Annotated in this window: 30 protein-coding genes; 15 read left to right on the top strand and 15 right to left on the bottom strand. The window is 47.3% G+C overall.

The window, feature by feature from the left end; genetic code table 11:
* Window positions 1-9: 9 nt before the first annotated feature.
* From NYE62_RS05005 to NYE62_RS05015, 3 genes are read right to left on the bottom strand one after another with little or no spacing between them, the layout of a single operon-like run.
* Entirely contained in the window at window positions 10-1,224 is a 1,215-nt protein-coding gene (locus tag NYE62_RS05005; protein WP_003155266.1) for a cation:proton antiporter, read from the bottom strand.
* Between the two features lie 7 nt (window positions 1,225-1,231).
* A complete protein-coding gene (locus NYE62_RS05010) occupies window positions 1,232-1,729 on the bottom strand; it encodes a cation:proton antiporter regulatory subunit (RefSeq protein ID WP_144464090.1) in 498 nt (165 codons plus the stop codon).
* 53 nt (window positions 1,730-1,782) lie between these two features.
* Window positions 1,783-2,112 (bottom strand): hypothetical protein, encoded by a 330-nt coding sequence (locus NYE62_RS05015; protein WP_144464088.1) that lies wholly within the window; start codon window positions 2,110-2,112, stop codon window positions 1,783-1,785.
* A gap of 182 nt (window positions 2,113-2,294) precedes the next feature.
* Here NYE62_RS05015 and NYE62_RS05020 point away from each other — a divergent pair, with 182 nt between their 5' ends.
* On the top strand, window positions 2,295-3,062 hold the full coding sequence (locus NYE62_RS05020; protein ID WP_007409232.1) for an enoyl-CoA hydratase: 768 nt from the start codon (window positions 2,295-2,297) through the stop codon (window positions 3,060-3,062).
* A gap of 24 nt (window positions 3,063-3,086) precedes the next feature.
* Here the strand turns inward: NYE62_RS05020 and NYE62_RS05025 are convergent, their stop codons facing one another.
* Complete coding sequence (locus tag NYE62_RS05025) at window positions 3,087-3,272, bottom strand: YhzD family protein (RefSeq protein WP_015239502.1); 186 nt, start codon at window positions 3,270-3,272, stop codon at window positions 3,087-3,089.
* A 105-nt stretch (window positions 3,273-3,377) separates the two neighbouring features.
* Between NYE62_RS05025 and NYE62_RS05030 the strand changes: the two genes are divergently transcribed.
* The 6 genes from NYE62_RS05030 to NYE62_RS05055 all read left to right on the top strand — a co-directional run bounded on the left by NYE62_RS05030 (window position 3,378) and on the right by NYE62_RS05055 (window position 11,099).
* A complete protein-coding gene (locus tag NYE62_RS05030) occupies window positions 3,378-4,274 on the top strand; it encodes an ABC transporter ATP-binding protein (protein WP_342497270.1) in 897 nt (298 codons plus the stop codon).
* Window positions 4,267-5,526: an ABC transporter permease gene (locus NYE62_RS05035; protein ID WP_042635023.1), complete on the top strand. Its 1,260-nt coding sequence runs from the start codon at window positions 4,267-4,269 to the stop codon at window positions 5,524-5,526. Before NYE62_RS05030 ends, NYE62_RS05035 begins: the two co-directional genes overlap by 8 nt.
* Window positions 5,527-5,636: 110 nt before the next feature.
* Entirely contained in the window at window positions 5,637-6,860 is a 1,224-nt protein-coding gene (locus tag NYE62_RS05040; RefSeq protein WP_342497271.1) for a DNA repair exonuclease, read from the top strand.
* The gene (locus tag NYE62_RS05045; protein WP_144664056.1) at window positions 6,857-9,739 is read left to right on the top strand and encodes an AAA family ATPase; all 2,883 of its coding nucleotides are present in this window, start codon (window positions 6,857-6,859) and stop codon (window positions 9,737-9,739) included. Before NYE62_RS05040 ends, NYE62_RS05045 begins: the two co-directional genes overlap by 4 nt.
* 73 nt (window positions 9,740-9,812) lie before the next feature.
* Window positions 9,813-10,757 (top strand): 3'-5' exoribonuclease YhaM, encoded by a 945-nt coding sequence (yhaM, locus tag NYE62_RS05050; RefSeq protein ID WP_094032915.1) that lies wholly within the window; start codon window positions 9,813-9,815, stop codon window positions 10,755-10,757.
* A gap of 114 nt (window positions 10,758-10,871) precedes the next feature.
* Entirely contained in the window at window positions 10,872-11,099 is a 228-nt protein-coding gene (locus NYE62_RS05055) for a sporulation YhaL family protein (protein ID WP_015417149.1), read from the top strand.
* Between the two features lie 38 nt (window positions 11,100-11,137).
* On the opposite strand, the gene NYE62_RS05060 is transcribed toward NYE62_RS05055, so the two are convergent.
* Window positions 11,138-11,995 carry a peptidylprolyl isomerase gene (locus NYE62_RS05060; RefSeq protein ID WP_094032916.1) on the bottom strand — a complete coding sequence of 286 codons (858 nt, stop codon included), beginning with the start codon at window positions 11,993-11,995 and terminating at the stop codon, window positions 11,138-11,140.
* A 158-nt stretch (window positions 11,996-12,153) separates the two neighbouring features.
* On the opposite strand from NYE62_RS05060, the gene yhzE1 reads away from it, so the two are divergent.
* Both yhzE1 and yhzE2 read left to right on the top strand, forming a co-directional pair.
* Window positions 12,154-12,240, top strand: a complete 87-nt coding sequence (gene yhzE1 / locus NYE62_RS05065; protein ID WP_017417375.1) for a sporulation protein YhzE1 — start codon at window positions 12,154-12,156, stop codon at window positions 12,238-12,240.
* A 124-nt stretch (window positions 12,241-12,364) separates the two neighbouring features.
* A complete protein-coding gene (yhzE2, locus tag NYE62_RS05070) occupies window positions 12,365-12,451 on the top strand; it encodes a sporulation protein YhzE2 (protein WP_003155248.1) in 87 nt (28 codons plus the stop codon).
* Window positions 12,452-12,507: 56 nt separating this feature from the next.
* Here the strand turns inward: yhzE2 and NYE62_RS05075 are convergent, their stop codons facing one another.
* Together NYE62_RS05075 and NYE62_RS05080 are read right to left on the bottom strand one after the other, a co-directional pair.
* Window positions 12,508-12,726 carry a hypothetical protein gene (locus NYE62_RS05075; protein ID WP_003155245.1) on the bottom strand — a complete coding sequence of 73 codons (219 nt, stop codon included), beginning with the start codon at window positions 12,724-12,726 and terminating at the stop codon, window positions 12,508-12,510.
* A 60-nt stretch (window positions 12,727-12,786) separates the two neighbouring features.
* Window positions 12,787-13,317, bottom strand: a complete 531-nt coding sequence (locus NYE62_RS05080) for a DUF3267 domain-containing protein (protein WP_007409225.1) — start codon at window positions 13,315-13,317, stop codon at window positions 12,787-12,789.
* Between the two features lie 210 nt (window positions 13,318-13,527).
* Between NYE62_RS05080 and NYE62_RS05085 the strand changes: the two genes are divergently transcribed.
* Window positions 13,528-13,869 (top strand): YhaI family protein, encoded by a 342-nt coding sequence (locus NYE62_RS05085; protein WP_003155243.1) that lies wholly within the window; start codon window positions 13,528-13,530, stop codon window positions 13,867-13,869.
* Here NYE62_RS05085 and NYE62_RS05090 read toward each other — a convergent pair.
* Complete coding sequence (locus NYE62_RS05090) at window positions 13,866-14,477, bottom strand: HTH-type transcriptional regulator Hpr (protein ID WP_003155240.1); 612 nt, start codon at window positions 14,475-14,477, stop codon at window positions 13,866-13,868. The two genes, NYE62_RS05085 and NYE62_RS05090, sit on opposite strands and share 4 nt — an antisense overlap.
* A 179-nt stretch (window positions 14,478-14,656) precedes the next feature.
* Window positions 14,657-15,013, bottom strand: coding sequence for a YtxH domain-containing protein (locus tag NYE62_RS05095; RefSeq protein ID WP_007409224.1), 357 nt, complete (start codon window positions 15,011-15,013; stop codon window positions 14,657-14,659).
* Window positions 15,014-15,130: 117 nt separating this feature from the next.
* Between NYE62_RS05095 and NYE62_RS05100 the strand changes: the two genes are divergently transcribed.
* Entirely contained in the window at window positions 15,131-15,322 is a 192-nt protein-coding gene (locus tag NYE62_RS05100) for a hypothetical protein (protein ID WP_007409223.1), read from the top strand.
* Between the two features lie 57 nt (window positions 15,323-15,379).
* Here NYE62_RS05100 and NYE62_RS05105 read toward each other — a convergent pair whose 3' ends face one another.
* The 3 genes from NYE62_RS05105 to NYE62_RS05115 all read right to left on the bottom strand — a co-directional run bounded on the left by NYE62_RS05105 (window position 15,380) and on the right by NYE62_RS05115 (window position 17,671).
* Window positions 15,380-15,898 (bottom strand): tryptophan transporter, encoded by a 519-nt coding sequence (locus tag NYE62_RS05105; RefSeq protein ID WP_342497272.1) that lies wholly within the window; start codon window positions 15,896-15,898, stop codon window positions 15,380-15,382.
* A 120-nt stretch (window positions 15,899-16,018) separates the two neighbouring features.
* On the bottom strand, window positions 16,019-17,098 hold the full coding sequence (gene serC / locus NYE62_RS05110; protein WP_342497273.1) for a 3-phosphoserine/phosphohydroxythreonine transaminase: 1,080 nt from the start codon (window positions 17,096-17,098) through the stop codon (window positions 16,019-16,021).
* A gap of 135 nt (window positions 17,099-17,233) precedes the next feature.
* A complete protein-coding gene (locus NYE62_RS05115; protein WP_007409220.1) occupies window positions 17,234-17,671 on the bottom strand; it encodes an HIT family protein in 438 nt (145 codons plus the stop codon).
* A 490-nt stretch (window positions 17,672-18,161) separates the two neighbouring features.
* Here NYE62_RS05115 and ecsA point away from each other — a divergent pair, with 490 nt between their 5' ends.
* Genes ecsA through NYE62_RS05130 form a run of 3 tightly spaced genes read left to right on the top strand, consistent with a single transcriptional unit; the run spans window position 18,162 to window position 20,871 of the window.
* On the top strand, window positions 18,162-18,905 hold the full coding sequence (gene ecsA, locus NYE62_RS05120) for an ABC transporter ATP-binding protein EcsA (protein ID WP_003155231.1): 744 nt from the start codon (window positions 18,162-18,164) through the stop codon (window positions 18,903-18,905).
* On the top strand, window positions 18,898-20,124 hold the full coding sequence (locus NYE62_RS05125) for an ABC transporter permease (protein WP_040238339.1): 1,227 nt from the start codon (window positions 18,898-18,900) through the stop codon (window positions 20,122-20,124). Before ecsA ends, NYE62_RS05125 begins: the two co-directional genes overlap by 8 nt.
* 42 nt (window positions 20,125-20,166) lie before the next feature.
* Complete coding sequence (locus NYE62_RS05130) at window positions 20,167-20,871, top strand: EcsC family protein (protein WP_032871112.1); 705 nt, start codon at window positions 20,167-20,169, stop codon at window positions 20,869-20,871.
* A gap of 22 nt (window positions 20,872-20,893) precedes the next feature.
* On the opposite strand, the gene NYE62_RS05135 is transcribed toward NYE62_RS05130, so the two are convergent.
* The 3 genes from NYE62_RS05135 to hmoB form a co-directional block, all read right to left on the bottom strand.
* Window positions 20,894-22,081 (bottom strand): M20 family metallopeptidase, encoded by a 1,188-nt coding sequence (locus NYE62_RS05135; RefSeq protein WP_144464082.1) that lies wholly within the window; start codon window positions 22,079-22,081, stop codon window positions 20,894-20,896.
* Window positions 22,082-22,150: 69 nt separating this feature from the next.
* Complete coding sequence (locus NYE62_RS05140; protein WP_342497274.1) at window positions 22,151-23,536, bottom strand: hypothetical protein; 1,386 nt, start codon at window positions 23,534-23,536, stop codon at window positions 22,151-22,153.
* A gap of 117 nt (window positions 23,537-23,653) precedes the next feature.
* Complete coding sequence (gene hmoB / locus NYE62_RS05145) at window positions 23,654-24,154, bottom strand: heme-degrading oxygenase HmoB (RefSeq protein WP_032871115.1); 501 nt, start codon at window positions 24,152-24,154, stop codon at window positions 23,654-23,656.
* A gap of 122 nt (window positions 24,155-24,276) precedes the next feature.
* On the opposite strand from hmoB, the gene NYE62_RS05150 reads away from it, so the two are divergent.
* A complete protein-coding gene (locus tag NYE62_RS05150; protein WP_039062815.1) occupies window positions 24,277-26,418 on the top strand; it encodes a PBP1A family penicillin-binding protein in 2,142 nt (713 codons plus the stop codon).
* Window positions 26,419-26,514 lie beyond the last annotated feature (96 nt).

Genomic DNA, 26,514 nt, shown 5'->3' on the forward strand with positions numbered 1-26,514 from the left:
CAGTTTTTTTTATGATTTCTGCGGCTTCTTTTCAGGCGTCTTCCATTTGAACACGCTGTTCAACAGGAGATATATCCGCTTCGATTCTTTCGTGAGCAAAGGGCCGAAGATGGCCAGTATCAAAACATATAAGGCGGCGAAAGGTTTAAGTGAAGCGGACAGGCCGCCGGCGATGCCGAGATTTGCGACGATAATGGAGAATTCGCCGCGTGACACAATGGTCAGCCCGATATTAGACGATGCTTTATGAGAAAGCCCCGCCCGGCGCCCGGCGATCATGCCGGCGATAAAGTTTCCGGCAATCGTCAGCAGAACGGCGCCAAGGGCAAGCCATACCGCATCTCCGAGTGAAAACGGATCAATGCTGAGACCAAAGCTGAAGAAAAACATGGCCCCGAAAAAGTCACGGAACGGCACGACAAGATGCTCAATCCTGTCAGAATGGGCCGTCTCCGAAAATACGAGTCCGAGCAAGAGCGCGCCGATCGCTTCAGCGACATGAATCGTTTCGGAAAAGCCGGCAATGAAAAAGAGCGCGGCGAAAATGACGATGACAAATACCTCGTTTGAACGGATATCAAGCAGCTTGTTCAGCAGAGGCGGCAATTTCCGAGCGGCAATGAAAAACAGCAGCATATATCCGAAAGCGATCACGATTGACATCAGCGCGCCTCCGACAGACGTCGCGTCTCCCAGAACAAGCCCGGAAACGACGGATAAGTAAACCGCCAGAAAGATATCCTCAAACATAATGATGCCGAGAATCAGCTCCGTTTCCGGATTGGCCGTGCGCTTTAAGTCGACAAGCACCTTTGCGACAATGGCGCTTGATGATATCGTGATGACGCCCGCCAATACAAGCACTTCCAAAAAGGAAAAGCCCGTGATAAAGCCGTAGATCAGCCCTAAACTGAAATTAATCAGAATATAAATCGTTCCGCCGGCGGCGATTGAACGTCCGGATTTGACTAATTTTCCGACCGAGAATTCAAGCCCGAGGTAAAAGAGGAGGAACAGGACGCCCATCCGTCCGAAAAATTCAATCACTTCCCGGCTTTCGATAAACGTCAGGTCAATGATGCCCGCTTGGGGCGCGTGCGGCCCGACGAGCATTCCTAAAATGATCAGGAAGGGGATGATCGAGAATTTAATTTTATTGGCGATGACACTCGCAATGGCCACAAGAACTAACGCTGTACCGACTTCAAATACGAGATGGTCCATAAACAGATCACACTCCGTCTCTGGAGAGGAAGTCTTGGGTCAGTTTCTTCAGATGCTTTCTTTCACCTGAGAGGACGAGTGTATCGTTTGCTTCAAGGAGCGAATCAGCGCCCGGGTTTAAAAGCTTTTTCTGGTTATGCTTAATGATGGCGATGACCGTCACGTCATAGTTCTGACGCACATCCAGTTCGCCGAGCGTCCGCCCTGCCGCCTTTGCCCCTTTTTCAACTTTAAACCATTCGATAATCAGATCGTTGAACGCCATTTCAATCGATTCAAGCGCCTGCGGTTTGTACACCATCCCGCCGATAATCGCGGCAATCTGTCTTGCTTCCGCATCATCAAGTGAAATGCTTGCCAGAAGCTCATCAGGGTCGCGGTCATCAAATCTGTAAATTTCCCGCCTGCCGTCATCATGAATGATGATCGTCATTTTTTCATGATTTCTCGTTTCGATTTCGAATTTTTTCCCGATACCGGGCAGATCGTTTTCTTTAATATTCATAAAAAATCCCTCCGGAATATACTGTTTTTACACCGTAAATACAGACTTGGCTTTTAGAAATGATCTTGATGCCGGAGGTAATTTGACTGGTATTGTATCGGAATGGCGCATGTCCTTTCCATTGTGGAATCAATGAATTGATCAAGAGGTTTGACAGATAACAGGGAGATCATCCGGGATAACGCACCGTATCCTTTTGACAGGCCTTGCGGAGCGGTTTTGGTGTGAACCGGCGTCTTTGCCGAATCCGTTTCCTGCGGGTAAACCGAAATTTGTACATGGCTGTCTGTTTCTGTCACCAATTGGGAAGGAAGAGCGACATCCGAAGGGGGGAACAGCACCATAAAAAAGCTCAGTAACAAGCTGAGTATCACATATTTCATTATCGGCGTTTTCCCCCTTTTGTTTTGTATATCAATTTCACTATATAAAAATGTATGTTCAGTTTCAAATGATATGCATTTTTCGGTATCTGTTGACCTTGAAAAATAAAGGAATTTCGCTTCGGCGGAAGGAATATATCATTTGAACAAAATATGTAAGCGGATTCAAGGAGGATGTAAACATGCAGTATATTCGCTATGAAGAAAAGGGAAAGATTGCGGAGATTGTGCTGAACCGGCCTGACAGTTACAACGCGCTGAATGAACAAATGCTCCGGGAATTGGAAAACGCATGCGTGATGGCAGCCGACAGTGAGGCGCTTATCGTGCTTTTACGGGGGGAAGGCCGGGGATTTTCCGCGGGCGGTGATATTCAGATGATGACGTCGGATCATGATTCAGGAGAATATGAACGGCTCATGAAAATGATCGAATCCATTACACTGACGCTCTATGATATGAAAAAAATTGTGATAGCCGCCATCCACGGAGCTGCGGCGGGGCTCGGGCTGAGTTTCGCGCTGTGCGCCGATGTGGTGCTCGCTGAAGAAAACGCCCGCCTCGCGATGAATTTCATCGGCATCGGATTGGTTCCCGATGGAGGAGGCCATTATTTATTAATGAGACGCGTCGGTGAGATCGAAGCGAAAAAACTGATTTGGAGCGGTGAAAAATTGCCGGCTGAAAAAGCGGTGCGGCTCAAGCTTGCCGACGGGCTGTTCAGCGGCGGCCCTGCGGAGGGGGCACAACCGTATATCGACCGATTGCTGCATGCGCCGCTGTCAGCGATGATTGAAACGAAGGCTATTTATCAGAGCCTCCATATCAGCCGGTTAAAAGATGTTTTGTCTCTTGAACGAAAGGCCCAGGAAAATATGAGAAAAACGGATGATCATAAAGAGGGCATCCGCGCCTTTTTAGAAAAACGGACGCCGCAATTTAACCGGTAACATACAGAAGCCGGAAAGCTTCTGTTATCTGTGGAATAAAATCAGCTTTCCGGCTTCATTTACCAAGCGATGAGTACTGTTCTCAAGCTTTTTTTCCTTTAACAAAGCCTCTCCGGCGGCCTTCGCCTCCGCCTCATTATCCGCTTCGATCCGTTCATTCAGCAGCGTTTCTCCCGACGCATGGAATGCGGTCAATACATATTGTCCCATCATGTCACCCCCTTTATAGAATGATATTCTGATAAAGAATTTAAAATCCTCCATTAATTTTTACCCATTATTAGTATATAATGGGTCAAGGAAGGAGTTGGATTCGTGCTTACAATTGAAAACGTAACGAAAACATTCGGCAGCTTTACCGCTGTTGACAATTTGAACCTGCAAATACCTGAAAGGGAAATGTTCGGGCTGCTCGGCGCAAACGGCGCGGGAAAAACGACGACCTTTCGGATGATTTTAGGTCTTTTAAGCCTGACTGACGGGCATATCACCTGGAAAGGGCAGCCGGTCAATTATTCCATCAGTGAAAAAATCGGCTATCTCCCGGAAGAGCGGGGGCTGTATCCGAAAGTGAAGGTGAGTGACCAGCTTGTCTATTTGGCGAGATTAAAAGGAATGGGCAAAAAAGAGGCGGAAAAAGAGCTCATGACATGGCTCGAGCGGTTCGGCATTACAGATTACAAGAATAAGAAAGTCGAAGAGCTGTCGAAAGGAAACCAGCAGAAGATCCAGTTCATTTCGGCCGTCCTGCATAAGCCTGAACTGTTGATTCTCGATGAACCTTTCAGCGGTCTTGATCCGGTGAATGTCGAGCTGCTGAAAGAAGCGGTCATTTCTTTGAAAAACAGCGGCGTTTCCATCGTTTTTTCAAGCCACCGAATGGAGCATGTGGAAGAACTTTGCGAGAATTTGTGCATTCTCCAGAAGGGAAAACCCGTCGTTCAAGGCAATCTGAAAGACATTAAGCGGTCTTTCGGCAAAAAAAATGTCACCGTTCATTCAGATGATGACCTCAGCTTTTTAAAAACGCATGAAGGCGTCGTGAAATGGAAGGAAACAAATGACGGGATCAGACTGCAGGTCGCGAATGAACCGGTTTCTCAGGATATTTTCCGGGCGCTGCAAGGGAAAGGTTTTATACGGAAGTTCGAATTGGAAGAGCCGTCACTGCATGATATTTTTGTAGAAAAGGTGGGGGCCGTTTATGAATAAATTTTGGATTATGCTGTTCCATACATATAAAAACAAAATCACGACAAAGTCATTCATTATTTCGACCGCCATTACCGTTTTATTAGTATTAGCGGTGACCAACCTGCAATCGATTATATCCGTGTTTCAATCGGATGACGGCAAGCAGCAAATTGCGGTGATTGATGAAACGGGCGGGCTGTACCCGGCGTTTGCAAAACAGCTTAAAGCGGCGGATACAGACAATGATCTGCAGGCAATGGAGACGAAGGAGTCCGAAAAAGATGCCGTAAAGCGTGTCAAAGACGGTGAATGGGACGGACTGTTTATCATCAGACAAGATCAAAAAGGAACGATAACAGGAGCATACAAGGCGCTGACCATTTCCGATGAATCAGCATATAAACTGCTCAAGCAGGCTTTAACCCAGACAAAAACCGCTGTTGAAACCGCCAAGCTCGGCATTTCGGCAGAAAAAGTCAGCAGCCTCTACACTCCGCCGGAAGTCAGCAAAGACGCGCTGGAAAAAGGGGCGAAATCTGAGGAAGAGCTCGGTCAGGTAATGGGGCTTGTATACATCATGCTGTTTGTCATCTACTTCTCAGTTATCATGTACGCAAGCATGATTGCGATGGAAGTGGCGACGGAAAAATCGTCCCGCGTCATGGAAATTTTAATTTCAAGCATGCCGCCGATTCAGCAGATGTTTGCCAAACTGTTCGGTATCGCGCTCGTGGGGATCACACAGTTTGCGGTGCTGATTGCGGCTGGTTATCTCTCACTGAAGCTGAACCCTCAAAATGATGCGTCGTCGCCGATCAGTGCATTTCTCAATTTTACGGATGTTCCCGTCTCGACGATAGTCTATGCTGTCATTTTCTATTTGCTCGGCTATTTTCTTTACGCGACGCTTGCCGCGTTTCTCGGCAGTGTTGTCAGCCGGATAGAGGACGTACAGCAGACGATTCAGCCGATGGTTTTTTTAGTCGTGGCAGGTTTTATGATCGCCATGTTCGGCATCGGCAATCCTGACGCCGGTTTTATTACCGTTACATCTTACATTCCGTTTTTCACGCCGATGATTATGTTTTTACGCGTCGGGATGCTCGATATCCCGTTTTGGCAGGCTGCGGCCGGAATCGCCCTGACACTGGTCACTATCGTGATCTTTGCAGCGGTCGGCGCGAAAATTTACAAAGGCGGCGTTTTGATTTACGGAAACGCCAGCGGATTCAAAGCGATCAAACAAGCGCTGCGCATCTCCAAAAAATAAGTGAAACAGCCCGGAACAGCCGGGCTGTTTTTTTATTTTACAGAACGTGCATTCGTATAAAAACGGTGCTAAAATAAGGGTAATTCAATTTGCAGAAAGGGGAGGGCGAGATGGCTGATCTGACGTTTATTCATGCCGCTGACCTGCATCTGGACAGCCCGTTTTACGGCATTTCGAATCTGCCTGAACCGGTATATGCGCGTATTAAAGAAAGCACATTTCACAGCGTCCGCCGACTGACGGACGGGGCACTCCGGGAGCAGGCAGATTTCGTGCTGCTTTCGGGGGATCTGTTTGACGAAGCCAACAGAAGTTTAAAAGCCCAGCTGTTTTTGAGAAAACAGTTTACGAGATTACAGGAAGCGGATATCCAAGTGTTCGTCATATTCGGCAACCATGATCATTTGGGCGGTAAGTGGACGCCGATTGAATGGCCGGAAAATGTACATACATTCTCCTCAGATACACCGGAGGAAAAATCTTTCTTTAAAAACGGAGAGCTTGCGGCAAGCATATACGGATGCAGCTATCAGGAAAGAAGCGTAACGGTCAATCAGGCGGCCCGTTACCGGGAAATGACCGGCGCGCCTTATCATATCGGCATGCTCCACGGCATGTTATCAGGAGCGGAAGGGCATGACCCGTACAGCCCGTTTACGAAAGAAGACCTTGAAAAAAGCGGCATGGATTACTGGGCGCTCGGACACATTCATAAACGGCAGGTTCTGTCCGCCCAGCATCCCGCCGCCATTTACCCGGGGAATATTCAAGCCCGGCATTTAAAAGAAACCGGGCCTAAGGGATATTATCTCGTCCGGGCGGCAAACGGTGAGATGTCTTGGGAATTCAAAGAAGCGCATGATGTGTTATGGGAGGAAATTGATCTTGATATCTCCGGAGCTGAACATATGACTTCACTTCTGAAAGCCGCATCGGATACATTCTCCGGCTTGCGCGCGGCGGGCCGCCCGGCATGTGTCAGGCTGGTGCTTCGCGGCGCGGCGCCCCGCTTTTGGACGGAGGCGCCCGCAGGCATCGCGGAGGAGCTTCTTTCCGCTTTACAGGAGGAAGAGGCCGAAGAGGAATGTTTCGTCTGGCCGCTTGCGCTTGAGGATCGGACGGATGAAACAGACACCGTGCCGCCCGATCCGTTTTTTAAAGGGCTCCTTCAGGACATAGAACAATGCGCGGACATGAGCGGTGTGTTTGAAGCCCTTGAGCGTCATCCCGTATACCGGCGTCAGATGGCTTCATTTACAGATGAAGAGATACTGGATATTAAGCGGCAGGCTCAAGCCGTTTTAAGACGCCAGATGAAGGAGCTTCAGCGATGAAAATAACGGCGATGCATATTTACCAATACGGAAAATTTTCAGACCGAAGTTTTCAGCTGTCAGATTCTCCCGTGCAAGTGATCTACGGGTTAAATGAAGCGGGCAAAACGACATTGATGTCCTTTATCAAAAGCGTACTGTTCGGTTTTCCGAAATCAAAAAAATACGAACCGAAAAACGGCGGGGTTTACGGCGGCACTGTGGAATTGAAGCATGGCGATCACGGCGCTGTCAAAATCGAACGGACAAAAGGCGCTGCCGAAAAAGTCAGAGTGTATACGGCTTCAGGCGAAATCAAGGACGGAGAATGGCTCAAACAGCTTCTTTCCGATACAGATCGGGCGCTGTACGAAGCGATCTATTCGTTCGATGTATTCGGACTGCAGGAGATTCAAGCTTTTAACCGGGACAAAATCGGCGAGTTTCTCCTGTATTCGAGCTTATTCGGGTCGGAAGCGGCGGCAAAGCTTGACGGGCGGCTGGCAAAAGAACTTGACAGGATGTATAAGCCGAACGGGCGGAACCCCCGCTTAAATCAGGAGTTGGATACATTAAAGCGGCTCAGCGCCCAGCTGAAACAGGCGGAAGCTGCGGAAGCGGGCTATCACAGCCTTCTGGAAGAGAAAAAAAGCGCCGGCGGCCGTTTGCAGGATGCCGAAGCACGATTGAAAGACATAACTGAAGAAATCAAAACAGTAAAATCGGCGATAGAAGCAAAGCCGCTCGCAGACAAAAAAACAGCCTTGGAAAGCGAACTTTCTTCTTATCCGGAAGCATTGAAGCAATTCCCGAAGGATGGAATGCATCAGCTTGAAAAATACGAATCGCATCTCCATCCGAAAGCGGCCCGTCTTGAGGGGCTTCGGGCAAAAGCGGCTGAACTCAGGCGGCAGGCTGATCTGCTCGCTCCAAATGAGGACTTGCTGCAAAAAGAGCGGCAGCTGCAGGAGCTTTCCGGCGAGCAGCATATGTATGAATCGCGCGGCGAACAGCTTGCAGCCATCCAATCACAGATCCGGCAGACATCTGCCCGCGTTTTGTCAGGATTGCAGCAGCTCGGAAGACATGAGGAAGACGGCATTCTTTCACTGAACACCGATTATGAATATGAATGGCGGCTGCAGGAAGCCGTGCAGAGCGCCGGACAGGCAAGAGAAAGAAAGACACAGCTTGATGCGATTTTCGAACAAGCGCGGCTGGAGCTGGAAGAAGCCGAACGAAAACATGCCTTGACGGCGGAAAACATTTTGGACCCCGCTGTCAGGAAAGAAAAAGAAGCCGCTTTACAATCATATAAGCAAACGGCTGATACAGAAGGAAACGAATGGCAGGCACATGTTCAGCAGCTGGAAAAACAGCGCGCCAAACAAAAAAAGCTCTTTCTCGGTGCGGGCATTCTGTTCATTGCGATTTTCGCTATGTTAAAGGAATGGCTGCCCGCCGCCCTTTTTACCGGTGCTCTGCTGCTGTATATGCTGTCCGGCATGCAAAAACCGCTGCCGTCAGAAAGAGGAGGGCCCGGACACAAGAAAAAGAAGCCGGCGATCTCTAAAGAAGCGGCTGATCTTCTGCAGGAAGAGCTTTGGCGTGACGGCCGGCACCGGCAGCAGCTGATTGCGGATCAAGCCGTGCTTGAACAGAAAGAAGCGGCATATGAAAGAGTCATCCGCCAATATGAAGAATGGGAGGCGGAAATGGCGCCGTCTGAAAAACAGGCGGAACTTTTTATGAAGGAACTGGGGTTTTCAGGAAGTCCTTCCCATCTTCTTGACGCATATCATGTAATGAAAGATGTCAAAAAAGAAATCCTTAACAAGCATGAGCTGACCATTGAAGCGGGCCGGCTGCAAAAGCTGCAAAGAGCATTTGAGGACCGGGTCAAAAAGCTGAGTCCTTCAGACGGAAGGGAGCTGTCCGTAAGAGAAAGACTGCACGTTTTGCTGGCGCAGGCGGAACGGGCCCGTGAGGAAGCAAAACGAAAGCAGGCGCTCGAAACGGATCTGCTGCATGCACAAGAGCAAATGCGTGAATTAAACGAAGAAGTTCATTACTACGAACAGCAGGTCAAACAGCTTTTCATGGCGGCAGGCGCAAAAAACCGCGAACACTTTTGTGAACTCGCCAGGCTGAATGAAAGCCGCCGGGAAACAGAGCGGCAGCTGCGCGAAATCAAAACGCACTTGTCCGGCATAGGCGGAAAACAGCTGGAGCCGTACATGAGCCGCACAGTGTCCGAACTTGAACATACAGTCGTTCAGAAGGAAACAGAGAAAAAAACGCTTGAGGAAAAAAGCGCCCAGCTCCGTGAGCAAACCGCTTTATTAACGGTGAAGCAAGAGCAGCTGGAGTCCTCGGGGCTTGTATCCGATTTAAAACAGCAGACAGAAATGCAGAAGGAGCGCGTGAAAAAAACCGCTAAAGAGTGGGCCGCATTACAGACGGTCAGACACATTATCAGGGAAAAAATGGAGCGGCATAAAAAAGTGACGCTTCCCCGTCTGTTAGAAACCGCCGGTGCATTATACGGACCGCTTACGGACGGACGCTATCACAAATTGTATTTTTCCGAGGCTGATGATTCCATTATGGTCATGCGGAAAGACGGAACGGTGTTTTCTGCAGGCGAACTCTCACAGGCGGCATGCGAGCAGCTTTATGCGGCGATTCGTTTTGCCCTTGCGTCAGAGAGGGAATCTGCGGTATCACTGCCGTTTTTACTTGATGACAGTTTTGTCCATTTTGACAGGCAGCGGCTGCAGCGGCTGTTTGATGTGCTGAATCAGCTTTCAGAAGGCGGGCGGCAGATACTTTATTTTACCTGCCATGAGCATGTCAGCCGGTCTTTTCACAGCGGACAAGTCATGCGGCTCCTGTCATAAAAGAGTTTATTTTCAAAAAAGAGGTATGTGCTATACTGGTATTATGTAAGATATGGAGGGAGCTTTTAATAGAATGGCAAAAGGTATTATGCTGCACGAGGTCGGCGAGCAGGTCGATCAATACTTTCTGATTAAATCTTCGACTAAGGGAATCGCAAGCAACGGAAAACCATTCCTGACGTTAATGCTGCAGGACCAATCGGGAGATATCGAAGCGAAGCTGTGGGATGCCAAGCCGACTGATGAAGTAACGTACGCGGCGCAGACGATCGTGAAGGTGATTGGAGATGTCCATCACTATCGCGGACGAAACCAGCTTAAGCTGAGAAACATCCGGCCGGCCGCCGAGAACGAAAATGTCAGCATTGATGATTTTCTGGAAACGGCGCCGATTCCGAAAAACGAAATGATGGAAACCGTCACTCAATACATTTTTGAAATGAAAAATCCAAACATCCAGCGGATCACGAGACATCTGGTCAAAAAATATGCGGCTGAGTTTATGGATTATCCGGCGGCGGCTAAAAACCACCATGAGTTCGTTTCAGGGCTTGCGTATCATGTAGTGTCCATGCTGAACCTGGCAAAAGCGATAGCCGATCTGTATCCGTCTCTTGACCGGGATTTACTGTATGCCGGAGTCATTCTGCATGATCTCGGCAAAGTAAAAGAGCTTTCAGGCCCCGTCTCCACAACGTACACCGTGGAAGGGAATCTGCTCGGACACATTTCGATCATGGTGACAGAGCTTTCAAAAGCAGCCGAAGAGCTTCAGATTGACGCTGAAGAAGTGCTGATTCTGAAGCATTTGATTTTAAGCCATCACGGAAAAGCGGAATGGGGAAGCCCGAAACCGCCGATGGTGAAGGAAGCGGAAATTCTTCACTACATTGACAATCTGGATGCAAAAATGATCATGATGGACAGAGCGCTGGAACGGGTGAAGCCGGGCGAATACACAGAGCGTGTATTTGCGCTTGAAAACCGTTCTTTCTACAAACCGACTTTCCATCAATAAGATAAAAAGGCCGATTCTCTATGATCGGTCTTTTTTACGTTCAGCTCTCATAACTTGTCTTTATCAAGCATAGCTTAGAATAAAGACTCTGGGTGAAAAAGGGAGGAAACCGACGTGCTATTTTTTCCTTGGTGGGTATACCTTTGCATTATCGGAATTATTTTCAGCGCCTATAAGCTTTTCACAACAGCTAAAGAAGAGGAAAAGCTTGACCAGTCGTTTATTGAAAAAGAAGGAAGGGTGTATATTGAACGGATGGAACAGGAACGCGAGCGCCGTATGGCGGCGCCCCCAAGTGAAAACGCGGATGCGGAAGAAAACTCCAATCATTCCATCGCATAAAAAAACTGTGCGGCTCACCGAGAGCCCGCACAGTTTTTTTATTTAGATTGAGAAGATGATGATGTTGAAGTGTTAAACGTGTCTTTTAAGTCTTTGTCTTCCACTTTTACGTCAGCTTTTTTCATGACTTTTTGAATTGCCGCCTGTACAGCTGAGTTGTCGTTTAATTTCTGTTTAAGAACTTCTTCTTTCAGTTCTTTTTTCATGTCATCATATTTGCCGCGTTCTTCTGTCTTTTTGATGATATGATAACCGAATTTGGTTTTGACCGGATCGCTGACTTGTCCGACTTTCAGGCCAAATGCAGCTTTGCTGAATGTTTCATCCATTGACTTTTTATCGAACCAGCCAAGGTCGCCGCCGCTGTCTTTTGATGTGTCAGTTGAGTATTCTTTCGCAAGCGTTTCAAACTTCTCGCCTTTTTTCAGCTTTTTCTCCACTTCGTCAGCTGTCTTTTTGTCAGCGACAAGGATGTGGCTCGCGCGGATTTTACCTTTTAAGCCGTCGTAATATTCTTTCGTATCGGAGTCAGATACTTTAATGTTGTCTTTCGCCGCTTTTTGTGCAAGCAGTTCGTACTTTACCTGATCTTTCAGGTAATCTTCGCCGTACTGCTGTTTAAGGGCGCTGTACTGATCACCGAGCTGCGTTTTGTACTCTTTCAGCTTGGTATCGATTTCTTTATCCGATACTTTGTATTTTTTTGCTAATACTTTTTCTTGTACGAGCTGTGTCAGCACACTTGCGCCCGCGGTTTTTTTCATGTTCGTGTAGAGCTCGCCTTTTGTTACATTTCCGGCATCCGTCTTGGCAATCACGTCGTTGTCGCCGCTGCTGCAAGCGCTGAGAGCCAGGACGCTCGTTGCCGTAATAGCTGCTATCGCGATTTTCTTCATTCCATTAAACACTCCTAATCATCCAAATTAAATTGCATATGCGTATCATAACATATTGTGGCTTTCTGTAAAAAGATTTTAAATAAAGGGCATTCGTCTAGTCAAACTTTTTCCTGATACATACAAATATATTGATCATGAAAAGGAGGTAATGAACCATGGGCGGAGGATATTCAAACGGTTTCGCACTGCTCGTAGTACTGTTCATATTGCTTATCATCGTAGGTGCAGCTTACATTTGTTAAGCGAAACGGATCGCTTTTTCCAAAAGCGGTCCGTTTTCTTACCCGGGCGCCTAATCGTTTCAGAAGTAAATTGCATATGATGTAATTGGAAAAATAAAACGTTTTGTAGGAGGTGCTTTTGGAGATGGGTGAAGTATTTGCAGGCGGTTTTGCATTATTGGTTGTTCTGTTCATCTTATTGATCATCATCGGCGCTTCTTGGCTTTATTAAGAAAAAAATATGGCTGTCGGGGGTCAGACCTCCGTCAGCCATATTTTTTTGCCTGTTTACACAGTAAAGGAGATCTCGACGAATGAAGAGATCAGTAAAATTAAAATAGATACATTAATAAAACGGAATACCTTATCCTGCCGGTCTTCAGGAATCTCTCTGACAAGGCATAATGTATTTGTGAGCCTGTTTATGAAATAAAGAATAAACAGGGCAGCCACGATAAAATAGAATAAAATGATGGGAGATTCCCCCTCTCTCTGAACTGCTCCCATATTACATTACCAAATATTTATTAAAAAAGATAGAATGTAACCTGAAAAATCAGCGGGACATCAAGACTCCGGCACTTTTTTTACTAAAATATCAAAACCGTCGGATTCCTGGTCAATCAGACATGATTTGGGCGCTTTGACCAGATGGAGCGCAAACAGAAGATCAGGCAGGCAGTACCCCGCATGGATGCTCGAAATCATATAAAAGTAATGAGCGTGTCTCGGAAATGCCAGTCCGGCATAAAACAATAACGGCGTAATGAATAAAAACGGGCTGATCGTTGAAATCAGCATCGTCGTTTTCGGTATGCCTTTCCATGTCGGCATCCGCAAGAAGTACATTTTCATTTCCTTTTTTCTTTTTTTACAGATCATCGGCAGGACATGTATGACTTTATGTACAAATAAAGTAACAACGAGCAGCACACAAAAAGCAAACACGTGCCCGTCACTTAAACTGATATTCGGACGCAGCAGCCCGAATGCCAAGAAGTTGCATATAAAAAACAGGATCATAAAACCTACAGCAGTCAATAATAAACGAACCGCACCATAATCTTTGATCAGATTAATGGTTTTCCAGCAATTCATCAGAGTCATCCTTCCGTACAAAGATGGAATACAATCTCAAAATAATTTACTCTCTTCAGGAGAAAAAATCAATCCTTTTTTAAAGAAAAAAATAAACCTGGAAAGAGAAGAACAGAAGAGCTCGGTGAAACATGGAAATGTACGGTTTAACCTTTCTTCTCCATTCATTATCAGCTAAAATAAGATTAAAGATAGAAAGAAGTGAAACGGATGGATTCAATGGATCAGCGTATCGGGCGTTTAGAATATTACATACAATTGCTGGTGAAAACGGTGGATATGGATAAGTACCCTTTTTATGCGATGATGATTGAAAAAGGGCTGACCGAAGAAGAAGGAGAAGAGGTCGGGCGGATCTGCCGCGAATTGGAGGACGAGCTGGAGTCGCAAAAAGCGCAAGGCTTTGTGACGTTTGACAAGCTCCTTGCGCTTTTTGCGGGACAGCTGAACGAAAAATTAGATGTTCATGAAACGATTTTTGCTCTGTATGAGCAGGGGCTTTATACAGCGCTGATGGAAGAATTTATTGAGATTATGAAGCACTTTGATTAACTGTTGATCGGTTCCAGCTCTTCAGCCGTTTCATGGACAGCCGATTCGTCCGTTTTTTTCTTCAGCCTTCCGTCTTCACTATCAAAATCATTGTTTATGTTTGTCAATGATTTCTCGAATATCTCCATAAAATCTTCGCCGTAAATGTGGCGGATGACACAGGTTAATTCTTCAACCTCAGGAAACTTCCCGAATAAGTGGTAGATCGGCTGTGAGCCTTTAAACACAGCGTTTCTCGACGGATCAAACTCCTCAAGCAGGCTTTCGAATACATTTTCCCCTTCTTCTGTTAACTGAATGTACGTGTTCCGTTTATCATTCAGCCGCTTGGAAAATTTCAGATATCCCCGTTCTTCAAGCTTTTTTGAAAAGTTAAATGCAGTTGATACGTGCATAACGCCGAATTTGGCGATTTCTGAAATAGAAGCTCCTTTAAGCTGATAGGCAATCCATAATATATGATGCTCATTAATATTAAGGTCGTACGGCTTCAGCCAATTCTGCCAGTCTTTCTCGATAGATTTCCAGAGCGCTTTGGACAGCTGCGCCATTTTTTGGGTATAGATTAAAGCTTCTTTTAGATCGTAAGGCGGTTCAACACGATTCAATACAGATCACCTGCTTCACATTTTCTTTTCCTCTATTATGCCAATAAAATAAAGATTAATAAAGATGAAAATTTAAGAATTTTATAATAAATTCTTCATCCGTTGCTGGGAAAGGCTTTAAACCGCAAAAAAAAGTGCGGAACGCAATATGTCCGCACTTTTTTTGGTTGTATAGGATATTAGTTTTGTAAGGTTTTCTCCAGCTGTCTGATTTTCTCTTCGATATCAGCGATTTCCTTTTGGAGATCCTGCTGGTGCGGCTTGATTTCCTCCTGCCACCTTTTAATGCTGGTCTGAAGCTCTCCGCCTACGTCTTTAATGACTTCTGCGCTTTCTTTCGCCGTTTGGACAAGCTGGTCCTTAAGCGCCATTCCGTCTTTTTTTAACCGTTTGATTGTGTCCTCAATTGAATTGCAATTCGCTTTGATTTTGCCCCGCAGCTCTTTTCCGGATGAAGGAGCCGAGAGTAACACCGCTGCGCCTCCGATCAATCCGCCTACGAAAAGGCCTGTTAAAAGGGAACGTCCGTCAGCCATTTGAAATCACCCCGTTTTTTTTCTCATAACTTTTATCATTTTTGTTCAGAAGAATAAACTTCTATACATAGCTTGCTTTATTTTAGCATATTTTTTAAGGGAAAAGGAGGGAGAAGGTTGTCTGTCTTTATGATTGTTTTATCTTGTATGGCTCTTGTCTTTGCGGCGGGCGCCGTTTATTACCTGAAACTGCTCGGCCAGGCCGCTTCTTATCCGCCGAAGCGGGTCGTCCGCCAAAAGGCCATCGTCTGCTCAGCAGGAACCGCCCTCGCATTGTTCCTTATTTTTTTCACAAAACTTCTCGTATAAAACATGCTGAAACACATTAAAAAACCTCTTCCGGCCGGAAGAGGTTTCGGTATGCGGTTATTTCACCGTTTCAATCATATTGGACCGTTTTAAGATCGTCTGCACAATCGGATGCATAATGATAATGGCGATCGTATTCAGCGCAGCCGCCGGAAGGACGACCGCGAGCACCAATGCGGTGAATCCGCCCGGCAGGCCGACAATCAGAAGGGCCAGCGCCAAAAAGAGCAAACCGGAGATGAAGGTGCCGGCTATCGAAATGACGGCGGCGGGCGCTGTTTTCACGCTCTTTTTCACCAAAAGCGCCAGCGCGAGAAACAGAAACGCCGTTACCGGTTTTTCAATGATATTCGGAAGCTGTCCGCCCGGAAAAGATGTCGTAAGTGCGGAAATGATTCCTGTTACAATCCCGATCATCAGCACGTTCTGCACACGGGGGAATAACAGAATACCCATAAACATCATCACAAGCATCATATCGGGTTTCATTCCGAATAATACCGGCGGCATAATGGAATGAAGCACCGCTCCGATTGCCGCAAACAGGGCCATAATGACTAATTCTTTTGTTTTCATACTAAGCTCTCCTCTGCTAAGCTTTTTCGCCATCCAATAATATGCTCGTCATTTATTGCGATGGCCGGAAAAATTGATATGCAAACAGTATATCAAAGGAACCGTTATGTTAGAAGAAATTTATTCGTTTTCCTGCTGGAACTTTCTCATAAACTGAGCCAGTTTTTCACAATCAGCCAGGCTGACGGCGTTGTAGATAGACGCCCTGCAGCCTCCGACTGAGCGGTGGCCTCCGAGTCCGGTCATTTTAGCCGCTTTCGCTTCTTCAACGAATTTTTTCGTGAGACTGCTGTCGCGGAGGGTGAACGTGACGTTCATGTGAGAACGGCTGTCTTTTGCGGCATGCCCCGCGTAAAACCCGCCGCTTGTGTCGATTGTGCCGTACAGGACGTCGGCCTTTTCCTGATTGCGCCGTTCAGCCGCTTCGACACCGCCGTTTTCAGCCAGCCATTCAAGGACGAGGCTCAGCATATAAATCGCAAATGTAGGCGGCGTATTATACAGTGAATCGGCTTTTGTGTGAGTGGAGTATTTCAACATTTTAGGGACGTTGGCGTTTTCGTTTTCAAGCCATGATTTTTTCATGATGACGACCGTGACGCCGGACGGCCCGAGGTTTTTCTGGGCTCCGCCATAGATGACATCAAACGTTTTGACATCAATTTTTCTGCTCAGGATGTCGCTTGACATGTCGGCTACGAGCGGGATCGGTGAATTCGGGAACTCTTTCCACTGCGTTCCGAAAATCGTGTTGTTTGACGTAATATGCAGGTAGGCGCCGTCTTTGATTCCTGAGAGGTTAGCTTCCGGTATGTGGTTGTGGTTTGAATCTGCGCTTGTTGCCGTGACGGATGTGTTTCCGAACAGTTTCGCCTCGGCGAGTGCTTTTTCAGACCATGCGCCCGTTACGATGAAGTGCGCCGTTTTTTCCGGTGTTAAAAAGTTCATCGGCAGCATGGAGAATTGAAGGCTTGCGCCGCCTTGAAGAAATAAAATATCATAATCGTCGGGAATATCCATCAGTTCTTTCAGAAGGCTTTTTGCTTTTTGGTGCACCGCATCATATTCCGTGCTCCGGTGGGACAGCTCCATGACGGACATGCCGGTATCATTGAAGTTGACAAATTCTTTTTGTGCTTTTTGCAGCACATCCGGTGGAAGGGCTGCGGGTCCTGCATTGAAATTCGTTGTACGTTCCATGTTTACGATCTCTCCCTGTTTTCCGCTTTAGTGTAAGAAATAATACAATTATCCTATCACAATTTTTTGATTTTTTTGATATAAAAAAATATAATTTATGTTTTTTGTGTTTCCGGACGCAAAAAAACCTCATCTTTAAGATGAGGCAAGCCGTTTTCTGACGGTTGAAGCGATCTCCTGAAGATCGTCAGGCGTATAGTCTTCGGCGTGGGTCTTCCAGACAGCCCCGAAACCGTCGCCTTTTCCGTAACGCGGAATGATATGCATGTGAAAATGGAACACCGATTGGCCCGCTTTTTCACCGTTGTTATTGAGAATATTCAGCCCGATCGGCTCGAATTCATCGCGGATGGCGCGTGCGATTTTCGGCACCGCTTCAAAATATTCTTTAGAAAGCTCAGGCGTAAACTCGTACACGTTTTCGATATGTGTTTTCGGAATCACGAGCGTATGGCCTTTTGTGACCTGGCTGATATCAAGAAACGCCACGACGTGTTCATTTTCGTATACTTTTGAAGACGGAATGTCACCGGCAATGATTTTGCAGAAAATACAATCGTCCGCTTTGTGCATAGATGGGTTTCCTCCCTGAAAAGAAATATATGTATATTCTCATCGTACCACAAAAACGGCCAAAACAAAAAACAGGATGAACGGCTTCGCGTTCACCCTGATGCAGAAGTACGAGCTTTATCACAGAAAATTGAATATGCCTTTTGTAAGCACCTCATTTGTTTTTAAAATGAAGACTTATGGGTCTGCTTAATCATTCCTGGGACAAACACCTCATTTGATTATTTCATCATGAATGAAGAACATCATCAAAGCAGTGTGTGAAGAAATTGTAAGCACAGGACATGTTGATTTTCATCCAACTGTTCTAAGACGTCTTTTATAAACACCTCATTTTCAGTTGATTAAAGCTGTTTCCTTCTACATACATTATGATGTCCGCCAAAACGATAACTATGCACACTTTTCACGTGAGAAAAAAAGGGAATCGTTTCAAATCAGACTTTATTTTTGGTACTATGAAGAAAAACGAATCAGAAGGGGAGAAATTATGTCTCTGCTATCGGTAAAAGACTTAACCGGCGGTTATACGAGAAACCCGGTCTTAAAAAATGTTTCATTCACCCTTGAGCCGAACCAGATTGTCGGACTCATCGGATTAAACGGCGCGGGCAAAAGCACGACGATCCGGCATATTATCGGATTAATGGACCCGCATAAAGGCTCGATCGAGCTGAACGGCAAGACGTTTTCGGAGGATAAGGAAAGCTACCGCTCGCAATTTACGTACATCCCCGAAACGCCGGTGCTGTATGAAGAACTGACGCTCAAAGAGCATCTGGAGCTGACGGCCATGGCGTACGGCCTTTCCAAAGAAACGCTTGAAAAAAGGCTTCCTCCGCTTCTGAAAGAATTCAGAATGGAAAAAAGGCTGAAATGGTTTCCCGCTCACTTTTCCAAAGGGATGAAGCAGAAAGTCATGATCATGTGCGCGTTTCTCGCGGAGCCTTCGCTTTATATCATTGACGAGCCGTTTCTCGGCCTTGACCCGCTTGCGATCAATGCATTGCTGGAGCGGATGGACGCCGCGAAAAAAGCCGGATCAAGCGTGCTGATGTCAACGCATATCCTGGCTACGGCAGAGCGCTACTGTGACGCTTTCATTATTTTACATAACGGCGAAGTGCGGGCAAGCGGCACACTGGAAGAACTGAGAGAGCAGTTCGGCATGAAAGACGCAGCTCTTGATGACTTGTATATTGAACTGACGAAGGAAGACGCCGGCCATGAATAATATGTCTACGATTTGGCAGTCCCGGCTTGAAGAGCATATAAAGGAAACCAGAATGTATATGAAATATATGCTCAATGATCATCTCGTCATTGTGCTGATCTTTTTTATTGCCGGCGCGGCAAGCTGGTACAGCAAGTGGGTCAAAGACATTCCTGTTCATTTTCCGTCATTTTGGGTGATGGCGGTGCTCTTTTCATTTGTGCTGACCGGTTCATACGTCCGGACGCTGTTAAAGGAAGCGGACCTCGTGTTTCTGCTGCCGCTTGAACCGAAAATGGGGACATACTTTAAGCATGCATTTAAGTACAGCTATCTGTCACAGCTGTTTCCGCTTATTGCTCTGTCGCTTGTATGCATGCCTCTGTTTTTCGCTGTAAGTCCGGGGGCGTCGCTTGCGTCGTATGCCGCCGTATTTATTCAGATGCTGGCGGTAAAAGCGTGGAATCAGGCCATGGAGTGGCGGATGACGTTTATGAATGACAGAAGCATGAAAATGATGGATGCGGTCATACGCTTTATCTGCAATATGCTGCTTTTATACTTCGTCTTACAGTCGTTTTATGTGTACGCTGCCGCCGTCTACATTGTGATGGCCGGCCTTTATGTGTATTTCACATCGGCCGCAAAACATAAATCATTAAAATGGGAAGCCCATATTGAATATGAATTAAGAAGGAAGCAGCGGTTTTACAGAATCGCCAATCTGTTTACCGATGTGCCTCACCTGAAAAAACAGGCAAAACGGCGGGCGTATCTCGACTTTTTGCTCAGAATGATTCCGTTCGAACAGCGGAAAACGTTCTCCTATATGTATGCGCGGGCCTTTCTGCGTTCAAATGATTATCTCGGCATTCAGGTCAGGCTCACGATTATTTTTATCCTGATTATTATGCTCGTTTCCGCCAATCCGTGGATAACGGCGGCTTTAACCGTATTTACCGTCTTTATTACGGGAATACAGCTTCTCCCGCTGTTCGGGCATTTTCATCATCTTTCTCTGCAGGAGCTTTACCCGGTCAATCAGAAAGCGAAGCTGCAAAGTTTCTTTTCGCTGATGAAATCGGCATTAACCGTGCAGGCGCTGCTGTTCTGTGCAGCGTCAGCCTATGCCGCGGGAGTCAGCGGGGCGCTGTATGCGGCTGTTGCTTCAGCCGTTCTGATTTTTGTGATCATGCCTTCGTATATGGGCGGAAGATTGAAAAAGTACGGCAAGCTGTAATCAATCGGGTTTTTGAAACCTCAATGAAAGAAGGAGACACAGATGACCGACGATCAGCAGCTGATACAGGAAGCACTGCAATGGAAAGCGCGTTTTTTACGCAAAGATTCTATGCTTGAACGTTTTTCTAAAGGAATGCAGGCGAAAATAAATGAGCGGATTCCTGATAAAATTCATGCCGTCATCACAGAAAGCATTAAAAAAATGACCGAAGCAACAATGGCGGGTTCAAATCTGGTGAAAGGCAAGCGGGATACAAACGGTATGACGCTTGCTGAAAAAGATGCCCTCGCCAGACAAACCATCGCATCGTACCAAAAGGTCGCGGCAGCCGAAGGTATCGGTACGGGGGCCGGCGGAATTTTTTTAGGGATGGCTGATTTTCCTTTGCTGTTATCCATTAAAATGAAATGTCTGTTCGATCTTGCCTCTATTTACGGCTATGATGTGAAAGACAGGGATGAACGATTGTTTTTGCTGTTTATTTTTCAGCTGGCTTTCTCAAGCGGTGAACAGCGGAAACGCATATACTCAATGATTGAACAGTGGGATTCGAAAAAGCATGATGTCGATTGGAGAGTTTTTCAGCAGGAATACCGCGATTATCTGGACGTGGTGAAATTGTTTCAGCTTTTGCCGGTCGTCGGAGCCGCCGTGGGCGGAGCGGCCAATTATAAACTGCTGTCACAGCTCGGTGAGACGGCAAGGCACGTTTTTCATTTAAGAATCACAGCAGCCGGTACGTAATGTGCCGGCTGTTTTTTATGCCCTATCGGGGGTAGCTTACCGCGGCGCCGATAAGCACCTTGGCGGCCGTCAGCATCGCTTTCTCATTAAAATCAAATTTCGGGTGGTGATGAGGATAAATGGTTTCCGCATTTTCTAAAGCGGCCCCCGTAAAGAAAAAAGCGCCTTTTGTATGCTGCAAATAATAAGAAAAATCTTCTCCGGCCATCTGCGGCTCTCCTTCAACGACCTTCGTGACGCCCTCTGTTTCCGCTGCGGCTGCCGCCGCGTGCGCTGCTTCCTCGGGATGATTAACGACGGCGGGATAACCGCGCTTGAAACGATATTCATAGGAAGCGGAGTGCATGGAACAGATTCCTTTTACGACGGCTTCTATTTCTGCTTCGAGCAGGCTGCGCACACTTTCGTCAAACGAGCGGACGGTGCCTGATATGACTGCCTGATCGGCAATCGCATTAAACGGATTTTCAGCGGTGAACGAGCCGGCTGAGATGACGGCCGGCTGCACCGGATTTACCCGCCGGCTGACGATATGCTGAAGAGCCGTGACGATTTGTGAGCCGATTAAAACGGCGTCCTTCGTATCGTGAGGAATCGCGCCGTGGCCGCCTTTCCCGATGACTTTAATCGTAAAGCCGTCAGCGGCGGCCATCACTGCGCCCGGGCGGCATAAGACCGTCCCGACGGGTTCAGTCGCCCAAAGGTGAGTGCCGAAAATGGCATCGACATGCTCGAGGCAGCCATCCTCAATCATTGCTTTTGCTCCGCCGGGAGATAATTCCTCGGCGTGCTGGTGAATCATCACAAATGACCCTTTCAGTTTTTCTCGGTTGCGGTACAGCACTTTTCCGACCGCGAGCAGAGCCGCCGTATGGCCGTCATGCCCGCAGGCGTGCATGACGCCGGGAATTTGTGAAGCATAGGGCACATCTTTTTCATCCTGTATCGGCAAAGCGTCAAAATCAGCTCTGAGTGCCACGACCGGTCCCGGTTCACCGCCTTCAATATAGGCTGTGACACCGTTTCCCCCGACATTCGTCCGGATGGGAACGCCGAGCTTTTCATAAAATGAGGCGATGAACGCCGGTGTTTTTTTCTCCTTAAAGGATGGCTCGGGATTCATGTGAAGGTGACGCCTGATTTCAACCATTTCCTCATACAGCCCGTCAAGCTGAGCGTTTAAGCTTTTTTGAAGTGTCGTTAACGTCAAAAGCGATGCCCCCCTCGTCTGCTTTTCCCATGATTGTATAGAAAATGTCAGAAGATTTCAATCCTTTTGCTACGGGAGAATGATGATGGCGGCGATCGTTGTGACGACTAGCCCGGCCGCAACCGGGATAAAGTTTTTCCTGGCAAGCTCAAACGGATCAACTTTACAAATAGCCGCAGCGGGGATCAGTGCCCAAGGGACCAATGTTCCGCCCCCGACCCAGATCGCTGAAATCTGGCCCAGCGCCGTTAAAACGGCCGGGTCCGTATGAAGCGCGGCGGAAAACAGCTTTGCCATCGAGCCTGCAAGAGATATACCGGAAAACCCTGACCCGTCGAGCCCGGTAATCGCACCGACTGCGGCCAGGGCGATGCCGGCGAATTCTCCGGACATCGGAAAAGAATGGGACAGGGCCAATCCGAGGTCATTGACGATCCCCGCAGATCCTTTCGGAAGCGGGGTGTTCAAAATACTTTTAAACCCCGCGTCACCGAGATAAAAGAAGGCCGCGATCGGAATGACGGGGCCGAATACTTTAAAGCCGAATTGAAAACCGCCGATAAAATACTCGGTGATCTTTTCTAAATGCCGCTCTTTATATACAATGAAATGAATGATCAGGAGAATGCCGATCGCGGTTCCTCCGACGAGTGCCGTCGCATCGTTTCCTTGCAGGCGGTATACGATCATGCAGATAATATCGGCGAGAAAAACAAGCGGAATGAAAACCGCCAGGATCACCCTGAGGTTTTTCGGCAGATACATACTTGTGTCCAAAGAACCGGAGCTGTCCAAGGAGAGGGGGGCCTTCGTTTTTTTTCGATCCCGCATGATGAGGAAGAAAGCGGTGATTGTCGTCGTAAACCCCATAATCAAAACGAGCGGAATACTTGCCTGCATGACATCGCTCACGGGAATGCCCGCGGCATCGGCCGTTAATTTCGGGGCCGCCTGAATGACATAATCCCCCGATAAAGCGAATCCGTGGCCGAACAGGTTCATCGCCATAGCCGCGGCGATCGGAGAAAGGCCCGCTCGGATCGCTGCGGGAAGCAGCACAGCGCCGATCAGCGCCACCCCTGGTGACGGCCAGAAAAAAAGAGAGATGGCAAACATCAGGCAGCCGATAACCCAATACGCGACAGCCGGCCCTTTCATCACCTTTGCAAACGGAGAAATCATCGCTTCATTAATACCGGTTTCGGTCAAGAGGCCGCTCATCGCCACGATAAAACAAATGATAAAAATCGTCGGCAGCAATTCTCCGGCTGCATACGTGAAGCTGTGAAACAGACTGCTGACCGAAGCGGAGAATGAATGCGTCGTCCATAGCGCAATCACAAAAATGCCGGCGAGTGAAATAAAGGTTGTATCTTTCCTGAGGAGCATAAAAACGATAATGGCAGCGATAAAAGCAACATAAAGCAGATGTACCGAGTAGACGCCGATCCCCAATTGAACCACTCCGTTTATAAATAGGATTGCTACAGATTATTCATAGGCGGGCGGAAGGTGCAAAGAAGGATGCGTAAAATCGGGACATCAAAAAAGCCGGAGAATCTCCGGCGGTTTTCAGTCTATTGCGTAATAAGCGGTTACATAAGACGGGCGGGAGAAAATAGACGTTGTGTCGATGCCGGCAGATGTTCCGCGTTTTTTATGAGCTTCCTGATAAGAGTTTGACTGCTGCCAGCCCTGAAAGGCTTTTTCCTCTTCCCACAGGGTCAAAATGACATACGTATCGCCTTCAAGCGGTCTTAATACGCGGATGGCTTCAAAACCGGGTTCATTTTCCACTTTGCCGGCGCGGTTTTTAAACCGGTTTTCAAACAGCGGACGGCCTTCCTGGGTAACGGCGATGTTGTTGAGGACGGCGTAGCCCGGATTTTTGATTTCCCCGACGCTGTCGATGCTTTCATAGGAATGGGGCGCCTGAAAAACGGTTTCTCCATTTGTTTCATGAATTAAAACCGCATTATCCTCCCCTTGCATCAGCACCATATTCTCACTCGGGTGTTTCTTTGCAATCGTCTTTAAAAAATCGGCTGTCCCGTATGTAATATAAACCTTCATATCAGCCACCTCCTGCTTGCTAGTATATCAAAAGAGTGGTATAAGTTTCTATTGGCGACTCATTCTGACATAATTCGAAACAATATTTCCCATACTACAAGTTAAGAAAGGCGAGGTGACTTATGCTGAAAAAGAAAAAAAGATTCTTTATTCCGGCTGTAATTGCGGCGGCAACCGCTTTTCTCGCGTTAATCGGATACATTATCATTATATTTCTCGGCCATTATGTCATCGATGAAAAGAAATTAATACTGCACGCATCTTCAAAAATCGTCGATCAAAACGGTGATGAAATCGCGAGCCTCTATACGGAAAATCGCGAGCCGGTATCCATTCAGCAGGTTCCGGAAGATGTGAGAGATGCCTTTATCGCCGTTGAAGATAAACGGTTTTACGAACATCACGGCATTGATGTGAAGTCTGTCGGCCGGGCGGTGTTCCGGGATGTTTTAGCAGGCGGCAAGGTGGAGGGCGGAAGCACGATCACCCAGCAGCTGGCGAAAAACATTTTTCTGACTCATGATAAAACATTTTTGCGCAAGACGAAGGAAGTCATTATCGCCATCAATCTTGAGCGTGATTACAGCAAGGACAAGCTGCTTGAAATGTACCTGAACCAGCTTTATTTCGGCCATGGCGTTTACGGCATTCAAGCCGCGTCCCACTACTACTTTAATAAAGAAGTAAAAGATTTAACCGTTGCGGAAGGAGCCGTTCTGGCAGCGATTCCGAAGGCGCCATCTCTTTATTCGCCGATTCAGCATCCGGATAAAAATAAAGAACGCCGCGATACGATTCTTGCAATGATGAACGACCAAGGCTATATCAGCGCCAAGGAAGCCGTCAGAGCCCAGGGCCGGACATTGGGGCTTAATGTCAAGAAAACATCAGAAACGCCTTGGTTTGACAGTTATATTGATCTTGTCATCAAGGAGGCGGAAGACCGTTATTCGATGTCAGGTGAACAGCTGCTTCAAGGCGGTTATACGATCCGGACGTCACTTGATTCCAAGCTGCAGAAAACGGCATACACCCTCATGAAGGAAAGCGGCTATTTTCCGGGGACGGATCAGGCGGCAGAGGGAAGCGCCGTCTTTATTGATAATAAAACCGGAGGCGTGCGCGCGGCAGTCGGCGGACGCGACTACGTGACAAAAGGATACAACAGGGTTACGGCGAAGCGGCAGCCGGGCTCAACGTTTAAGCCGATTGCCGTATACGGGCCCGCCATGCAGGAAGACAAGTTCAAACCGTATTCGCTTCTCCAAGACAAACTGACGTCCTACGACGGGTATGAACCGAAAAATTATGACGGACAGTACAAGGGGGAAGTGACGATGCAGGATGCGATCACTTACAGCATAAATGCGCCCGCTGTCTGGACATTGAAGCAGATCGGCGTAGATACGGGAAAATCGTATCTTGAGAAAAACGGCATGAACATTTCTGACAACGGACTCGCGATTGCGCTTGGCGGTCTGTCAGAAGGCGTCACCCCGCTTCAGCTTGCCGGAGCTTATCATACCTTTGCGGCAAACGGAATGTATACGAAGCCATTTTTTATAGAGAACATCACGGACGAAGACGGAGAAACGTTATCCGGGCCTAAAAACGGCAAAACGCGCGTCTTCAGCGGACAGACGGCATGGAATATGACGAGAATGCTTCAGCAGGTCGTGAAAGAAGGAACCGCTTCACAAGGCAGCTATCAAGGTGACCTGGCGGGGAAAACCGGCACGACCACATTTCCCGGCGTCCCCGGCGCGACAAAGGACGCCTGGTTTGCGGGATACACTCCCGGACTGACGGGAGCCGTCTGGATGGGCTATGACAAAACGGATAAAACCCATTACCTGAAAGGCGGAAGCCAATACCCGGTCAGACTCTTTAAAGATATCGTCACAAAAGCGGGGGAAAACGGCCGGACATTCAAAAAGCCTGAAAATGTGAAGGAACTGGGCAGCCCGATTGAGCTGGAGGCGGTAAAGTCCCTGTCGGCCCGTTATACATTTAAGGCGATGGGACTGATTACGGTTCAATTAAAATGGGATATTCAAAAGGATGATCGGGTTGTTTACCGAATATATGAGAAGAAAGACGGAAAAGACAAACTTCTGGATTCGGTGAAAGGAAAAGGCAGCTTTGACATACCGTACGCCAATCTGTTTTCAGGGGCTTCATACAAAGTCGTTCCATATAATTCACAGACGGATCAAGAAGGAGAGGGAACGGAATACGTTCAGCCGAAGCTTTTTTCTTCTTAATCATGAATTCGGCGATTTTTTGAACATTGAGCCTCAATTCTATACGCTTTTGAAAAAACAAGGTATAGTGTAATGGGCGAAGAACACGAACGTATG

The organism is Bacillus sp. FSL K6-2861 (assembly GCF_038630725.1).
Classification (GTDB): Bacteria; Bacillota; Bacilli; order Bacillales; family Bacillaceae; genus Bacillus; species Bacillus velezensis.

Bases quoted from the DNA above. Each gene is read 5' to 3' on its own strand.
- NYE62_RS05005 (WP_003155266.1), bottom strand. From the start codon at position 1,224: ATGGACCATCTCGTATTTGAAGTCGGTACAGCGTTAGTTCTTGTGGCC.
- NYE62_RS05105 (WP_342497272.1), bottom strand. From the start codon at position 15,898: ATGAAAACAAAAGAATTAGTCATTATGGCCCTGTTTGCGGCAATCGGA.
- NYE62_RS05125 (WP_040238339.1), top strand. From the start codon at position 18,898: ATGAATAATATGTCTACGATTTGGCAGTCCCGGCTTGAAGAGCATATA.
- NYE62_RS05075 (WP_003155245.1), bottom strand. From the start codon at position 12,726: ATGGGAGCAGTTCAGAGAGAGGGGGAATCTCCCATCATTTTATTCTAT.
- NYE62_RS05045 (WP_144664056.1), top strand. From the start codon at position 6,857: ATGAAAATAACGGCGATGCATATTTACCAATACGGAAAATTTTCAGAC.
- hmoB (WP_032871115.1), bottom strand. From the start codon at position 24,154: ATGAAGGTTTATATTACATACGGGACAGCCGATTTTTTAAAGACGATT.
- NYE62_RS05015 (WP_144464088.1), bottom strand. From the start codon at position 2,112: ATGAAATATGTGATACTCAGCTTGTTACTGAGCTTTTTTATGGTGCTG.
- yhaM (WP_094032915.1), top strand. From the start codon at position 9,813: ATGGCAAAAGGTATTATGCTGCACGAGGTCGGCGAGCAGGTCGATCAA.
- yhzE2 (WP_003155248.1), top strand. From the start codon at position 12,365: ATGGGTGAAGTATTTGCAGGCGGTTTTGCATTATTGGTTGTTCTGTTC.
- ecsA (WP_003155231.1), top strand. From the start codon at position 18,162: ATGTCTCTGCTATCGGTAAAAGACTTAACCGGCGGTTATACGAGAAAC.
- NYE62_RS05060 (WP_094032916.1), bottom strand. From the start codon at position 11,995: ATGAAGAAAATCGCGATAGCAGCTATTACGGCAACGAGCGTCCTGGCT.
- NYE62_RS05020 (WP_007409232.1), top strand. From the start codon at position 2,295: ATGCAGTATATTCGCTATGAAGAAAAGGGAAAGATTGCGGAGATTGTG.
- NYE62_RS05035 (WP_042635023.1), top strand. From the start codon at position 4,267: ATGAATAAATTTTGGATTATGCTGTTCCATACATATAAAAACAAAATC.
- NYE62_RS05150 (WP_039062815.1), top strand. From the start codon at position 24,277: ATGCTGAAAAAGAAAAAAAGATTCTTTATTCCGGCTGTAATTGCGGCG.
- NYE62_RS05130 (WP_032871112.1), top strand. From the start codon at position 20,167: ATGACCGACGATCAGCAGCTGATACAGGAAGCACTGCAATGGAAAGCG.
- NYE62_RS05095 (WP_007409224.1), bottom strand. From the start codon at position 15,013: ATGGCTGACGGACGTTCCCTTTTAACAGGCCTTTTCGTAGGCGGATTG.
- NYE62_RS05010 (WP_144464090.1), bottom strand. From the start codon at position 1,729: ATGAATATTAAAGAAAACGATCTGCCCGGTATCGGGAAAAAATTCGAA.
- yhzE1 (WP_017417375.1), top strand. From the start codon at position 12,154: ATGGGCGGAGGATATTCAAACGGTTTCGCACTGCTCGTAGTACTGTTC.
- NYE62_RS05080 (WP_007409225.1), bottom strand. From the start codon at position 13,317: ATGAATTGCTGGAAAACCATTAATCTGATCAAAGATTATGGTGCGGTT.
- serC (WP_342497273.1), bottom strand. From the start codon at position 17,098: ATGGAACGTACAACGAATTTCAATGCAGGACCCGCAGCCCTTCCACCG.
- NYE62_RS05040 (WP_342497271.1), top strand. From the start codon at position 5,637: ATGGCTGATCTGACGTTTATTCATGCCGCTGACCTGCATCTGGACAGC.
- NYE62_RS05115 (WP_007409220.1), bottom strand. From the start codon at position 17,671: ATGCACAAAGCGGACGATTGTATTTTCTGCAAAATCATTGCCGGTGAC.
- NYE62_RS05085 (WP_003155243.1), top strand. From the start codon at position 13,528: ATGGATTCAATGGATCAGCGTATCGGGCGTTTAGAATATTACATACAA.
- NYE62_RS05025 (WP_015239502.1), bottom strand. From the start codon at position 3,272: ATGGGACAATATGTATTGACCGCATTCCATGCGTCGGGAGAAACGCTG.